Below are 13,893 nucleotides of genomic sequence, written 5' to 3'. Positions count from 1 at the left end.
GTTCGTGCAGGTTCACTCTCCAGATCCCGGTCGGCCGCGGTCGGCCGGGTATGGCTCCTCCCGCCCGGAGTTCTGGCCGCGGCCACCGTGATAGCGCTGTTCGTGTCCTCCGAGCGGATACGGACACCGATCGCCTGGTGCGGACTCGCGGCCGTCCTCCTGACGGCCGCCACCTCGGCCGTGGCCGCGCGCCGAACCCGCGCGGAGGAGGAGGACCGGCACACGCGGGCGAGGACCGAGGCGGCCGAGAAGCACGCCGAGCGCGAGGCCGCGCTGCTCGCGCGCCTGGACGACCAGCGGGCCGCCGTCGCCTGGCTCGCCGAGGAACTCCTCCCGGTGGCCATCACCCGGCTGCACCGGGGCGACCCCGCCTCGGAGGTCCTGCGGGCCGCCACCTTCGGGAAGCACCTCGACCCGGACTACACCGAGGCCCTCCGGGCGGCCCTGCGGACCTCCCTGGACGCCGTGGAGGCCGAGGAGAACACCCGGGACGCCTCCCAGCGCGCCCTCGTGGCGATCGCCCGCCGGGTCCAGGCGATCGTGCACCAGCTCGCCAAGGACCTCCACGCCATGCAGATCCTGCACGGCAACGACCTCGTGGTCTCCCGCGGCCTCCAGGACGTCGACCACCGGAACGCCCTGATCGGCCGCCTCGCGGCCAGCGTCGCGGTCCTCGGCGACGCCCGCCCCGGGCGCCAGTGGTCGAAGCCGATCCCGCTCTACGACGTCCTGCGCGGGGCCATGTCCCGCATCGTGGACTACCCCCGCGTGAAGCTGCAGTCGGTGGCGGAGGTGGCGGTGACCGGCCCCGGCGCCGAGCCGCTCATGCACCTGCTCGCCGAACTCCTCGACAACGCCACGACGTTCTCGCCGCCGCACACCCCCGTCGAGGTGACCGCGAGCGAGGTCCCCTCCGGCATCGCGATCGAGATCGAGGACCGCGGAGTCGGCCTCACCGAAGAGGTCAGGCAGCGCGTCGAACGCGTCATGGCGCAGTCGCGGACCGGCGTCAACCTGTCCGGCCTGGGCGAGCTCACCCAGCTCGGCCTCCCGGTCGTCAGCCGGCTGGCCCGCGAGCACGGCTGCGAGGTCGACCTGCGCACCTCCGCCTACGGAGGCGTACGGGCCGTGGTGCTCGTACCCCGCACCCTGATCACCACGGTGCCCCAGTCCGCCCTGCTCACCCCGGAGATCCTCCGGAGGCGCGCGCGCGGCCCCGTCCTGCCCCGGCCGACCCCGGCGCCCGACGCCGGCCCGGACACCGTCGAGGTCAGGAGGACCGCCAACGGACTGCCGCAGCGACGCCGGGAGTCGCCCGCGCCCGCGCTCCCGCAGCGACGCCGCGAGTCGCCCGTCCCGACCCCGGTCGTCCAGACGGGCCCCGCGCCCGACGCCGATCCGGCGGCCTCCCGCCCCAGCCGGAGCAACTCCCGCCCGCCGGGCCTGATGTGGGAGGCGTTCAACGGCGACAAGAGAGGCGACAAGAGAGAGGTCGCCGCCCCTTCCCCTTCCCCCAGCGATCCGTCAGATGAGGACGAGTAACATGCAGCCACTGCCGAACATGGACTGGATGCTCACGGAGCTCGCGAACAGCGTCCCGTACGTGCGACACGTGGTCGTCCTGTCGTCGGACGGCCTGTGCATCGGGAAAGCGAACACGGCCCCCGACACCGCCGACGCGATCGCCGCCGCCTGCTCCGGCATCCAGAGCCTGGCGCGGGCGATCTCGCAGATGTTCCCGGAGGGGGACGGATCGACGCGGATGGTCGGGATCGAGGCCGACGGCGGCTACTTCTCCCTGATGGCGGCCGGTCCCGGGGCCTATCTCGCGGTCCTCGCCGACCCGGAGGTGGACGCCGGACTCCTCGGCGACCGGATGCGGACGCTGGTGATCCGGATCGGCCAGCACATGACCAGCCCTCCCCGTGAGGACATCGGGCAGGCGATGTGACATCGGAGAACCAGGGCCCCTGGAATGAAGGCACACCCGTCCCGCTCTACGTCATTACCGGTGGCCCGGACCCCACGGCCGGGAACTTCAACCTGGTCACGCTCATCGCGACGAGGTCCGAGCCCGACCCCGCCATGCAGCCCGAGCAGTCGGCCATCCTCAGCCTGTGCACGTACCCGCTCTCGGTGGCGGAGGTCTCGGCCTACCTCAGCCTCCCCTTCAGCGTCGTCACCGTGCTGCTCGCCCAGCTCGTCGAAGAGGAGCGGGTCGAGGCCATCGCGCCCGTACCCGTGGCGGCCTATCCCGAACGCGGCCTACTGGAGGCGGTGATCCATGGACTACGCAAGCTCTGACGTACTCGATGCCGGCCGGCGCGACATCGACCTGCCGCTGCCGCACGGCGCCAGGGGAGTGAAGGTCGTCATCGTCGGCGGCTTCGGAGTCGGCAAGACGACCATGGTCGGGGCGGTGAGCGAGATCCCGCCCCTGACCACCGAGGAGACCATGACGCAGGCCGGCGTCGGGATCGACCACAACCCCGGCGCCAAGGGCAAGAAGACCACGACCGTCGCGCTGGACTTCGGCCGGATCAGCATCAACCAGGAGCTGATCCTCTATCTGTTCGGCACCCCCGGACAGGAGCGCTTCTGGTTCCTGTGGAACGGCATCTTCGAAGGCGCGCTCGGCGCCGTCGTCCTCGTCGACACCCGCAGGATCGAGGTCTCCTTCGAGGTCATCACCCGCCTCGAGGACCGCCGCGTCCCGTTCGTCGTGGCCGTCAACACCTTCCCGGAGGCCCCGCAGTACCCCCTCGAAGACCTGCGCACAGCTCTGGCCCTCAGCGAATCCGTGCCCATCGTCACCTGTGACGCACGGGACCGGGCGTCCTGCCGCGACGCCCTGCTCTCGCTGATGGGCTACCTGTACACCCTCGCCGCCGCCCAGGAGACCGCATGACCGTCCCACCCACCGAACACGCCCTCGCGCAGACCGGGGCGGTCCCGCCCCCGGGCTGCCCCGCCCACATCGGCGACGGACCCGGCGGAGCCACCCGGCTCTACGGCCCCGCCGCGGAGACCGACCCGATGGGCCTGTACGAGGACCTGCGCGCCGCCCACGGGCCGGTGGCGCCCGTCCTGCTCGACGGCGACGTCCGCGCCTGGCTCGTCCTCGGGTACCTGGAGAACCGCGACGTGGCCAGCCGCCCGACCCAGTTCTCCCGCGACCCGCGCGTCTGGCACGGCTGGCGGAGCGGGGAGATCGACCCCGAGACCTCCCCGCTGGTCCCGATGATCGGCTGGCGCCCCGACTGCGTCTGCGCCGACGGCGAGGAGCACCAGCGACTGCGCGGCGCGGTCACGGCCGGCCTCAACCAGTTCGACCACCGGGGCGTCCGGCGCACCATCAACCGCTTCGCCCACGAGCTGATCGACACGTTCTGCGAGGACGGCGAGGTGGAGCTGGTGGAGCGGTTCGCCGAGCACCTGCCCATGCTCACCCTCACCCATCTGCTCGGGATGTCGGACGAGTCCGCGCCCGAGCTGGTGCGCGCGGCCCGCGACCTGTTCAAGGCCACCGAGACCTCGCTCGCCAGCAACGCCTTCGTGCTGGAGTGCCTCGAACAGCTCGTCGTCGAGAAGCACGCCCGCCCGGGCCACGACATCGCCTCCGCGCTGCTGGCCCATCCCGCCGGCCTCACCGACGAGGAGGTCCAGCACCACCTGCGGCTCATCCTGCTCGCCGGCTACGAGACGACCGCCAACCTCATGTCCAACGTCCTGCGCATGGTCGTCACCGACCCCCGCTTCCGCGGTTCGCTGGCGGGCGGCCAGATGACCCTGCCCGAGGCCGTGGAGCAGGTCCTCTGGGACGAGCCGCCGCTGATGGTGTGTCCGGGCCGCTGGGCCAACGACGACACCACCCTCGGGGGGCAGCAGATCAAGGCGGGGGACATGCTCCTGCTCGGTCTCGCGGCGGGCAACATGGACCAGACGATCCGCCCGAGCTCCGCGACCCCCGTGCACCACAACCGCGCGCACCTGTCCTTCAGCGCCGGTACGCACGAATGCCCCGGTCAGGACATCGGCCGCATCATCGCCGACGCGGGCATCGACATCCTGCTCACCCGGCTCCCCGACATCGCCCTGGCCGTCCCCGAGGAGAGCCTCAGCTGGCGCTCCTCCACCTGGGCCCGGCACCTCACGGCCCTGCCGGTGACCTTCGCGCCCCGGCCTCCCCAGGGCGACGTCCTCCCGGATCCGCTCCCGGCCCCGCCGGCCCGGAGCGACGGGAGGCCGGCGGCGGCCGTCCCGCCGGCCTCCGCCCCCGGGACGGCACCGGGACCCGCGCCCCGGGTGCCGTGGCTGACGCGCCTCAGGCGCTTCCTGGGCCTGGGGTAGGCCCGAGCCGGGGCGTCCCCGCTGCCCTCACTCCCGGAGCGACAGGTCCGCGGAGGCGTAGCGGGGTGCTCCGGTGTACCAGGCGTGCAGGCCGGAGAGGAATCCGCAGGCTCCCCGGAGCCAGGTCTCCAGTTCGGCCCGCTCGTCGCGGTCGAGGCCGGCCCGGCGGACGAGCAGCGGCAGTTCGCTCTGCCGGAGGTGCTCGAAGTCCCGCAGCCGGGCGTTCACCAGGTGCAGGGCGGCGGGCACGGCGTCGTGGAGGGAGATGCCCAGGGAGGTCCCCACGACCAGGACCAGGTTGTTGACGTCCTTCTCCTCGTGCACCTCCCTCTCGTAGGAGGCGATGTCGTTCGCGAGGCCCATGAAGTCCATGAAGGCGTCGAGCAGGGCGCGGACGGTGCGGCTGTGCCGTATCGGCTCGGGTATGCGCGCGCCGGTGGCCAGTTCCACGGAGTAGGGGGCGGTGTAGGCGGCGAAGCTCTCCCGGCGGAACGGGGCGTAGTCGATCAGGTGGGGTATGCGGCCGCTGAGGCTGTTGGCCAGCTCCTCGACCCCCGCGTCGACGTACCGCGCCAGGGCCCGGTTGAACTCGGCGCGCCAGTGCGCCAGCCGCGGCGGGAAGAGCTGCCGCTGGAGATCGGCCATTCCCCGCTCGACGGCGTTCGCCGGCTCGGGCGGCCGGGCGCCGCGCTCGGAGTGCAGGAAGGCGTGCAGACGGGTGGTGAAGGCCCGCGCCCCGGGAAGGTCGCCGGTCTGCTTGAACGCGGCGGCGAAGTAGTCGTCCCAGGCCAGGGCCCAGATGTTGAACCGGTGGTTGAGCCGGAGGGCGGCGAGCGAGGCGTCGGGCAGGGTCCAGGCGGTCAGCTGGTCGACGGTCATGGCGTGGAACTTCGACCGGCTCCAGATCGCCGGACGGGCCGAGGGCCGGTGGTGGTCCTCCAGCATGCCCATGGCGCGCGCCCAGGACTCGCTCTCCTCGTGCAGCGCCGGAAGGTGCGGGTTCACCCGTAACGCGTACGGCATCCACAGCAGGGGAACCTCGACGGCACGTACGGTCATGGGGACCGACCTCCTTCTGTCCTCGCCCGCACCGGTCCACCGGGAGGACGGGCGCTGCCCGGCCTGCGGCTCTCCAAACCTGCCCGCCACAGACGACCGGAAACCGACAACTGTCCACGGCATGTGACCAGTTGGGGTTCACATCTGAAGCGTAACGGTCCTTCTGGTGTCACGGGGGTGCGTGTCACAGCGACTGATCGGGCCAGTCCAGGAGGCGGGCGCCGATGACGGCCGTCTGGAGGGTGTAGCGCTGGACGGGATCGCCGGGGTCCGCGCCGGTCAGGCGGTGGATGCGGTCGAGCCGGTAGGTCATGGCCCGCACGCTGAGGCTGAGGCTCCGGGCCGCCTGGGCGGTGACGCAGCCGGTCTCGAAGTACGCCGCGAGCGTGTCGAGGAGGGGCTTCGCGCCCCCGCGGGCCTGCCGCAGCGGGCCGAGCACGGTCCGCACGAGATCGGCCATGGCCTCCCGGTCGCGGGTGAGGACGGGGTACACGAGGAGGTCGGCGGCGTGCAGGACCGGCGCGTCCAGGTCCATGCGGGCCGCGAGCGCGAGGGCGTTGAGGGCCTCCTCGTACGAGTGGACGACGCCGCCCGCGCCCGGGTGAGGGCGGCCGACGGCCACCTGGCAGCCGTCGGTCGCCGCGTACGCCTGCTTGGCGAAGTGGGCGAGCACCTCGGGCTCGTCGCCCGGCGCGACGCAGATCAGCCGCCCGTCCTTGGTGGTGAGCAGGATGCGGCGGTTGCCGAAGCGGGCGGCGAGCGAGGACTCGACGGCACGGATGACCGCGTACCCGTCGACGTACGGTTCCGGGCCCTGGGCGACGGCCACGGCGTGGGCGTGGGAGAGCAGCAGCCCGAAGCGTTCGGCCCGCTCCGCGAGGCGGCCGAGATCGCTCCGGCCGTGGAGCAGGTCGTCGATGAACTCGCGCCGCGCCGCCTCCTCCTGACGCATGGCCAGGTGCTGGGCCCGCTCGTGTCCCTCGGCGAAGGCGTCCACGGCCTGCTCGACGGCGCTCAGCAGGTGGTCGGCGACGGCCGCCGGCAGACCGGGGCGCACCCGCTGGGCGGCCGAGAGGTGGGCCCGGACCAGTGCCCGCAGTCCGATGCCGGCCTCCGCGGCCCGCTCGCCGAGCGCGCCCAGGGCCTCGCGCTCCTCCCGGGTGAGTCTTCGGCGGGTCGCGCACACCCCCGTCAGGATCTCGGCGTACCCGTCCAGGTACTCCTCGGCCTGCTCTCTCTCCGCCACGGTCCCTCCCCCGGTGCTGACGCGTCCCTGATGCGTTCTTGACGCGCGGTGATCAAGGGTGGCACGCCGTTCGGCGGGGTGTGCCACCGGCATCGAGAAGGTGCCGAACACTGCCGGATCGCGGCAGTGCCGGGCGGGTGATCTTCCCGCAGGATGGCCCCACGGGAGGGCACGGGCCGCGGCTCGATGCCGGGAGAAGGAAATGGACGGGGTTGCTCATGGACGTCATCACCGGGGGCATCGGCGTGCTGGTCGCCGCCGTCCTGCTCGTCGCCGTCGCCCTGCTCCTCGTGGCCGGCCGGCTGTTCCGCAAGGTGGAGCAGGGCAAGGCGCTGATCGTCTCCAGGACGCGCAAGGTCGACGTCACCTTCACGGGGCAGATCGTCCTGCCCGTCCTGCACAAGGCCGAGGTCATGGACATCTCGGTGAAGACCTTCGAGATCTCCCGGATGGGCCGGGACGGGCTGATCTGCCGGGACAACATCCGTGCCGACATCCGGATCTCGTTCTTCGTACGGGTCAACAAGACCGTCGAGGACGTCATCAAGGTCGCGCAGGCCATCGGCACCGCCCGGGCCAGCCACCAGGAGACCCTGGAGCAGCTGTTCCACGCCAAGTTCTCCGAGGCCGTCAAGACCGTGGGCAAGCAGCTCGACTTCACCGACCTCTACACCAAGCGCGAGGAACTGCGCTTCCGGATCATCGAGTTGATCGGCATCGACCTCAACGGCTACCACCTGGAGGACGCCGCCATCGACTACGTGGAGCAGACCCCGCTGAGCCAGCTCGACCCCGGCAACATCCTCGACGCCCAGGGCATCCGCAAGATCACCGAGCTGACGGCCGTGGAGAACATCCGGACGAACGAGTACCGGCAGAACGAGCAGAAGGAGATCACCCGGCAGAACGTCGACGCCCGGGAGGCCATCCTGGAGCTGGAGCGGCGCCAGGCCGACGCGGAGATCAAGCAGAAGCGGGAGATCGACACCTCGCGGGCCCGCGAGGAGGCGGAGACCGCGCGCGTGGTGGAGGAGGAGCGGCTGCGGGCGCAGGGCGCCTTCCTCCGCACCGAGGAGCAGCTCGGCGTCCAGCGCGAGAACCAGGCCCGTGAGGTGGCGGTCGCGCAGAAGAACCGCGAGCGGGTCATCGCCGTCGAGAACGAGCGGATCGAGAAGGACCGCCTCCTGGAGGTCATCGCCCGCGACCGGGAGACCCAGCTCACCCGCATCGCGGCCGAGAAGGAGGTCGAGGCCGAGCGCCGCGAGATCGCCGAGGTGATCCGGGAGCGGGTCGCGGTGGACCGCACGGTCGCCGAGCAGGAGGAGTCCATCAAGCGGCTGCGCGTGGTCGAGGAGGCCGAGCGCACCCGGCAGGCCGTCGTCATCGCCGCCGAGGCGGAGGCGCAGGAGAAGCTGGTCAAGGACATCAAGGCGGCGGAGGCGGCCGAGCAGGCCGCCGTCCACCGGGCCGCGGAGCAACTCACCCTGGCGGAGGCCCGCAACAAGGCGGCCGACATGGACGCCCGCGCCAGGACGCGCCTCGCCGAGGGCCTCCAGGCCGAGGCCGCCGCCGAGGGGCTCGCGGCGGTGCGGGTGCGGGGCCTGGAGGCCGAGGTCATCGAGAAGACCGGCCGCGCCGAGGCCGAGGCCACCGAGGCACGGCTGCGCGCCGAGGCGGCCGGCACCCGGGAGAAGGCCCTGGCCGAGGCGGTCGGCACCCGGGAGAAGGCGCTCGCCGAGGCCACGGCGATCGGCGAGAAGCTCAAGGCCGAAGCGGCCGGTCTGACCGAGAAGGCGGCCGCGATGGCCGCGCTGGACGGGGCCTCGCGCACCCACGAGGAGTACCGGCTGCGGCTGGCGGCCGAGAAGGAGATCCGGCTCGCCGGGCTCGACGTCCAGCGGCAGGTCGCCGAGGCGCAGGCCACCGTCCTCGCGACGGGCCTGGAGAACGCCGACATCAACATCGTCGGCGGGGAGTCGGTCTTCCTCGACCGCCTGGTGGAGTCGATCGCGCTCGGCAGGTCGGTCGACGGGTTCATGGACCACTCCAAGACCGCGCAGGCGCTCGCCGGCCCCTGGCTGGACGGCTCCGGTTCCTTCACGGAGGACCTGACCAAGGTGCTCGGCTCGCTGTCCACGACCGACCTGCGGAACCTCAGCGCCGCCTCCGCGCTCCTCGCGAAGGGCACGGGCCCCGGACCGGACGCGGCCGCGCTGAACGGAGCCGCCGAGAGCTGACCGCCCCGGGGGGGAGCGGTCGCAGAGGGGTCCGGTGCCGGCAAACGGGGGAGTTGGCGGCACCGGACCCGTGTTCACCACCGTACAAGGAGCGGGGCGAGATGGGTGCCGGAATCGACCAGGACACGTACACGGTGCTGCGCGACCGGCTCCGCGCGCAGGCCGCCGAACTGGCCGGGCGCGCCGGGGACCTCGACAAGGCCCGGATCGCGGCCTTCGGCTCCGGCGAGCTCGCCCTCACCGGCACGGGCCGCATCGGCACCGGGCGCGCCTGCGTGCCGCAGGACCTCGTCCCCGTCGGCGACGGCCTGCTCCTCCTCGGCACCCGGCCGGCCGGCCCGGGATCCTCCGAGGTCGCGGTCGCCGACGTCCTCACCCTCCACGACCGCGACCTGAACCCGCTGCCCGCGCGGACGGTGCCCGGACTGCTCGACGACCCCGCCTTCGTACGGGAGTTCTCCGCGCTGCACCGCTACTACCGGGGCGCGCGCCTGCTCCGGCTGCGGCGGGTGGAGGGCCGGATCCTCGCCGTGTTCCGCACGGGGGAGCAGAGCGAGGACCTCCGGGTCCTGCGCTGGTCCGTCTCGCCTTCCGGTGAGACGCGGTTCCTCGACGCCCGGGGCGAGCGCGACCATGTCCTGCCGCCCTCCGACGACGTCGACTGGGTGGAGACCACCCGCGCCGACCACGTGCCGGGACGGCATCCGCATGTCTCGCTCGGCGGCCGCCTCTTCGTCTCCACCGTCGGCGGGACGCTGACGGTCAGGACGGAAGACGACACCGACACCGCCGGAGCCGTCCACACGGAGCCCGTCGACGAACCGCTGCAGTCCCTCGCCGACGCCGAGGTGGCGTACGCGGTCGTGGGCGCCCTGATCCTGGTGCGGGTCCGCCCGTACAAGGAGGAGACCCGCCGCCACCTCGTCTTCAACACCCTGACCGGCGAGGTCGTCCGGCTCGACGGCATCGGACAGGCCTGCCTGCGGCTGCCCGGGGACGAGGGGATCGTGTTCCCCGGCGGCTACTGCCTCGCCTCCGGCGCCGTGAAGACCTTCGACACCGACACGGCGGGCCTCGCCTTCGACCGGGCGGTCCGCTCGCCCGACGGGGACCACCTCCTCCACGTCTTCCGGGCGCCGGCGGAGGGCCGCACCCTGCTCCTCCCGTACGACGTGATCGGCAAGGAGATCGCCGCCCCGCTCGTCTGCCGCGGATACGCGCTGCTCGACGACGGGACGATGGCCGTCCTGCGCGAGGGGTCCGGCGAGCCGGGCCGGGTCCACCCGGTGCAGGTCTGGCGCACCCCGTACGCCTCCGACACCCACCCGCGCCCCGTGGCGGACGGCCCGCTGGCCCGCATCGGCAACGCGGACCTCGTCAGGGGCATCGCCGACTGCCTGTCGATCGCCCGGCAGGCCACCGAACTCACCCCGGCCGGCGAGGTGTACGAGGCGCTCGTCGCCGCCTGCACGCGCGCGGGTGACGTCCACCACTGGCTGGGCGACCCGGAAGCCGGCGACCTGGGCGCACCGCTGACCGCGCTGCGGGCCACCGCCGTCCAGGTCCTCGACGAGTTCGGGACCGTGACGGCCCTCACCCGGCAGGCCGCCGAGGCCCTCGCCGAGTCCGCCCAGGAGATCAGCAGGCTCGTCCGCCGCATCCGGGGCGAGGCGCCCGCCACGGCCGCGGAGTGGATCTCCCGGATCACCGAACTGCGCCGCGCCCGGGGCCGCCTGGTGACCCTGAGGGACCTGCGGTACGCCGACACGGCCCGCATCGACGCCCTCGCCGCCGACGTCGAGGCCGACACCGCCTCGGCCGCCCGGCGCGCCGTCGCCTTCCTCCGCGGCGAGGACGCCTTCGCCCCGCACCACGCCGAGGCGGAACGGCTCGCCGCCGAGGCCGGGACGCCGGCCACCGTCGTCGAGACGGTCCCGGTCGGCGAACGGATCGACGCGCGCACCCACGAGCTGCACACCCTCAGCGAGGTCATCGGCGGCCTCGACATCGGCGACGCGACCGTCCGCGCCTCGATCCTGGCCCGGATCGCCGACGTCCTGGGCGCGCTCAACCGCGCCCGGGCCCTCCTCGCCGCCCGCCGCGCCGAACTCCTCGACCAGGAGGGCCGGACGGAGTTCGCCGCCGAACTCGCCCTGCTCGGCCAGGCCGTCACGGGCGCGCTGGCCGCCGCCGACACCCCCGACCGCTGCGAGGAACAGTTCGGCCGGATCCTGCTCCAGCTGGAGAACCTGGAGTCCCGCTTCGCCGCGCACGACGGCTTCCTCGCGGACATCGCCGGGCGGCGCACCGAGATCCACGACGCCTTCACCGCGCGCGGGCAGTCCCTCCGGGACGACCGGGCCCGGCGCGCCGAGCGGCTCGCCGCGTCGGCCGACCGGGTCCTGGAGACGATCGCCCGGCGGGCCGCGAGCCTGTCCGACCCGGACGAGGTGCACACCTGGTTCGCCTCCGACCCCCTGGTGACCAGGATCCGGCGCACCGCCACCGAACTGCGGGAACTCGACGACCAGGTAAGGGCGGAGGAGCTGGAGAGCCGGCTCGCCGCCGCCCGGCAGGAGGCCGGACGGGCCCTGCGGGACCGCACCGAGCTCTTCTCCGACGGCGGCGACACGATCCGGCTCGGCCGGCACCGCTTCGCCGTCACCCGGCAGGCCCCCGAGCTGACCCTCGTACCGCACGGGGACACCCTCGCCCTCGCGCTGACCGGAACCGACTACCGCGCGCCCGTCACCGACCCGGCCTTCGCCGCGACCCGCCCCCACTGGGGCCGGACCCTGCCCTCCGAGTCGCCGGAGGTCTACCGCGCCGAGCACCTGGCCGCACGCCTCCTGGCCGAGCACGGCACGGCCGGCCTGGCCGCCGCGGACCTCGGCGCCCTCGCCCGCCGGGCCGCCGAGGCCGCCTACGACGAGGGCTTCGAGCGCGGCGTCCACGACCACGACGCGGCGCTCGTCCTGGAAGCGGTCCTCGCCCTGAGCGAGGGCGCCGGACCGCTGAGCCACCCCGGGACGGCGCGCGCGGCCGCCCAGATCTTCTGGGCCCGCTCCACCACCGCCGAGACGCGCGAGCAGTGGACCCACCGCGCGGTCGCGCTGACGCGGGCCCGGGACCTCTTCGGCACCGAATCGGCCCTCGACGGGCTGCGGCAGGAGCTGGCCGAGGCGACCGGCGACCCGGCGGCGGCCGCGTACCTGGTCGACGAACTCGCCTCCGGGCCACCGGGATTCGCCCTCTCGGGCGAGGCGCACGCCCTGCTCGACGGCTTCCGCCGCGCCGTCGGCTCCTCCGATTCCTCCGCCTCCTCCGCCTACGGCGAGGCCCTCGCCGCCCTCACCGGACCGGGGGCCCGGCGACAGCTCGTCGAGGCCTGGCTCGGCTCGTACGCGACGGCGTCCGGAGAGCACCACGACGCGGGCGTGCTCGCCGAGGCCGTCGCCGTCGAACTGTGCCCCGGGCTCGACCGCTACGAGGTCACCGCCCCGACCACCGCGACGGTCACCGGACTCCTGGGCACCCACCCCCGCGTACGGGACCGGTCGATGGAGCTACGGCTCGACGAATTCCTAGCCAGGACACGGGAGTTCGCCACCCACGACGTGCCTGCCTTCCGCGCCTACCAGCGGCAGCGGGCCGAGCTCCTCACCGCCGAACGCGCCCGGCTCCGCCTGGACGAGTACCGGCCCCGGGTCATGTCCGCCTTCGTCCGCAACCGCCTCGTCGACGAGGTCTACCTCCCCCTCGTCGGCGACAACCTCGCCAAGCAGCTCGGCGCGGCCGGAGACGCCAAGCGCAGCGACACCCACGGACTGCTGCTGCTCCTCTCCCCGCCCGGCTACGGCAAGACCACCCTGATCGAGTACGTCGCCGAACGCCTCGGCCTGCTCCTCGTCAAGGTCGACGGCCCCGCCCTCGGCACGCGGACGACCTCCCTCGACCCCGCCGCGGCGCCCGACGCCGCCGCACGCCGGGAACTGGAGAAGATCGCCTTCGCCCTGGCCGCCGCCGGCAACGTCCTGCTGTACGTGGACGACATCCAGCACACCTCGCCGGAGTTCCTGCAGAAGTTCATCCCCCTCTGCGACACCACCCGGACCCTGAACGGGCACGACCTGCGCGGAAAACGCTTCGCCGTCTGCATGGCCGGCAACCCGTACACCGAGTCCGGGCGGGCCTTCCGCGTGCCCGACATGCTCGCCGACCGCGCCGACGTGTGGAACCTCGGCGACGTCCTGACCGGCAAGGACGAGGCCTTCGCGTTCAGCTTCGTCGAGAACGCCCTCACCTCCCACCCGGTCCTCGCCCCGCTCGCCGGCCGCGACCGCGCGGACCTGGAGCTGCTGACCCGCCTGGCGGCCGGGGACCCGGCCGCGCGCCGCGACCGGCTCGCCCACTCCTACGCCCCGGCCGAACTCGACCGGATCCTCGCCGTCCTGCGTCACCTCCTCACCGCCCGCGAGACGGTCCTCGCCGTCAACGAGGAGTACATCGCCTCCGCCGCGACAGCCGAGGGGGACCGCGTGGAGCCGCCGTTCCGCCTCCAGGGGTCCTACCGGACGATGAACAAGATCGTGGCCCGCATCCAGCCCGTCATGGACGACACCGAACTGGGAGCCCTGCTCGACGACCACTACACCGCCGAGGCCCGGACCCTCACCACCGGGGCCGAGGCCAACCTCCTCAAGCTCGCCGCCCTGCGCGGCACCCTCACCCCCGCGCAGGCCGGGCGCCGGGCGGAGCTGACCGCCGCCCGCACCCGCGCCCGCGGCGGCTCCGGAGACGACCCCCTGGACCGGGCGGTCGCCGCCCTCGCCCTGCTCGCCGACCGCGTCACGGCCGTCGAGACGGCGATCACCCGGGCGACGGCATCGCTCCACCCGCACCCGAGCGCGCACACGGACCCCGCCGGCCCCGGCGAAGAGAGCGAGTGACCCATGGCCGAGCCGGTGCACGCGGCGATCGGCGAGAAGCCGATCCGCTTCG

General features: G+C 73.5%; 9 protein-coding genes. 7 read left to right on the top strand and 2 right to left on the bottom strand.

Translation table 11 applies throughout. The annotated features are described in order from the left end of the window. Positions 1-102: 102 nt before the first annotated feature. The 5 genes from ACH4TP_RS08520 to ACH4TP_RS08500 are packed head-to-tail and all read left to right on the top strand — an operon-like array spanning position 103 to position 4,350. Entirely contained in the window at positions 103-1,542 is a 1,440-nt protein-coding gene (locus ACH4TP_RS08520; RefSeq protein WP_398179050.1) for an ATP-binding protein, read from the top strand. A 1-nt stretch (position 1,543) separates the two neighbouring features. Then, positions 1,544-1,951: a roadblock/LC7 domain-containing protein gene (locus ACH4TP_RS08515; RefSeq protein WP_389224636.1), complete on the top strand. Its 408-nt coding sequence runs from the start codon at positions 1,544-1,546 to the stop codon at positions 1,949-1,951. Beyond that, positions 1,948-2,304 carry a DUF742 domain-containing protein gene (locus ACH4TP_RS08510; RefSeq protein WP_389224638.1) on the top strand — a complete coding sequence of 119 codons (357 nt, stop codon included), beginning with the start codon at positions 1,948-1,950 and terminating at the stop codon, positions 2,302-2,304. The genes ACH4TP_RS08515 and ACH4TP_RS08510 overlap by 4 nt, the downstream gene beginning before the upstream one ends. Then, positions 2,285-2,908 (top strand): ATP/GTP-binding protein, encoded by a 624-nt coding sequence (locus ACH4TP_RS08505; protein ID WP_389224640.1) that lies wholly within the window; start codon positions 2,285-2,287, stop codon positions 2,906-2,908. The genes ACH4TP_RS08510 and ACH4TP_RS08505 overlap by 20 nt, the downstream gene beginning before the upstream one ends. After that, positions 2,905-4,350, top strand: coding sequence for a cytochrome P450 (locus ACH4TP_RS08500; RefSeq protein WP_398436553.1), 1,446 nt, complete (start codon positions 2,905-2,907; stop codon positions 4,348-4,350). Before ACH4TP_RS08505 ends, ACH4TP_RS08500 begins: the two co-directional genes overlap by 4 nt. Before the next feature lie 27 nt (positions 4,351-4,377). On the opposite strand, the gene ACH4TP_RS08495 is transcribed toward ACH4TP_RS08500, so the two are convergent. Both ACH4TP_RS08495 and ACH4TP_RS08490 read right to left on the bottom strand, forming a co-directional pair. Then, positions 4,378-5,409 carry a hypothetical protein gene (locus ACH4TP_RS08495; RefSeq protein WP_398179057.1) on the bottom strand — a complete coding sequence of 344 codons (1,032 nt, stop codon included), beginning with the start codon at positions 5,407-5,409 and terminating at the stop codon, positions 4,378-4,380. Positions 5,410-5,593: 184 nt separating this feature from the next. Beyond that, positions 5,594-6,655 (bottom strand): PucR family transcriptional regulator, encoded by a 1,062-nt coding sequence (locus tag ACH4TP_RS08490; RefSeq protein WP_398436551.1) that lies wholly within the window; start codon positions 6,653-6,655, stop codon positions 5,594-5,596. A 218-nt stretch (positions 6,656-6,873) separates the two neighbouring features. On the opposite strand from ACH4TP_RS08490, the gene ACH4TP_RS08485 reads away from it, so the two are divergent. Together ACH4TP_RS08485 and ACH4TP_RS08480 are read left to right on the top strand one after the other, a co-directional pair. Beyond that, entirely contained in the window at positions 6,874-8,892 is a 2,019-nt protein-coding gene (locus tag ACH4TP_RS08485) for a flotillin family protein (protein ID WP_398436549.1), read from the top strand. Positions 8,893-8,993: 101 nt separating this feature from the next. Then, the gene (locus ACH4TP_RS08480) at positions 8,994-13,841 is read left to right on the top strand and encodes a DNA repair ATPase (protein WP_398436547.1); all 4,848 of its coding nucleotides are present in this window, start codon (positions 8,994-8,996) and stop codon (positions 13,839-13,841) included. Positions 13,842-13,893 lie beyond the last annotated feature (52 nt).

It is taken from the genome of Streptomyces sp. NPDC021012 (assembly GCF_044333355.1).
Classification (GTDB): domain Bacteria; phylum Actinomycetota; class Actinomycetes; order Streptomycetales; family Streptomycetaceae; genus Streptomyces.
This window is presented reverse-complemented; position numbering and strand designations above follow the sequence as displayed.

What these genes read in the sequence shown, in the direction of transcription:
- ACH4TP_RS08515 (WP_389224636.1), top strand. Translation starts at nt 1,544, where the DNA reads ATGCAGCCACTGCCGAACATGGACTGGATGCTCACGGAGCTCGCGAAC.
- ACH4TP_RS08495 (WP_398179057.1), bottom strand. Translation starts at nt 5,409, where the DNA reads ATGACCGTACGTGCCGTCGAGGTTCCCCTGCTGTGGATGCCGTACGCG.
- ACH4TP_RS08505 (WP_389224640.1), top strand. Translation starts at nt 2,285, where the DNA reads ATGGACTACGCAAGCTCTGACGTACTCGATGCCGGCCGGCGCGACATC.
- ACH4TP_RS08485 (WP_398436549.1), top strand. Translation starts at nt 6,874, where the DNA reads ATGGACGTCATCACCGGGGGCATCGGCGTGCTGGTCGCCGCCGTCCTG.
- ACH4TP_RS08500 (WP_398436553.1), top strand. Translation starts at nt 2,905, where the DNA reads ATGACCGTCCCACCCACCGAACACGCCCTCGCGCAGACCGGGGCGGTC.
- ACH4TP_RS08480 (WP_398436547.1), top strand. Translation starts at nt 8,994, where the DNA reads ATGGGTGCCGGAATCGACCAGGACACGTACACGGTGCTGCGCGACCGG.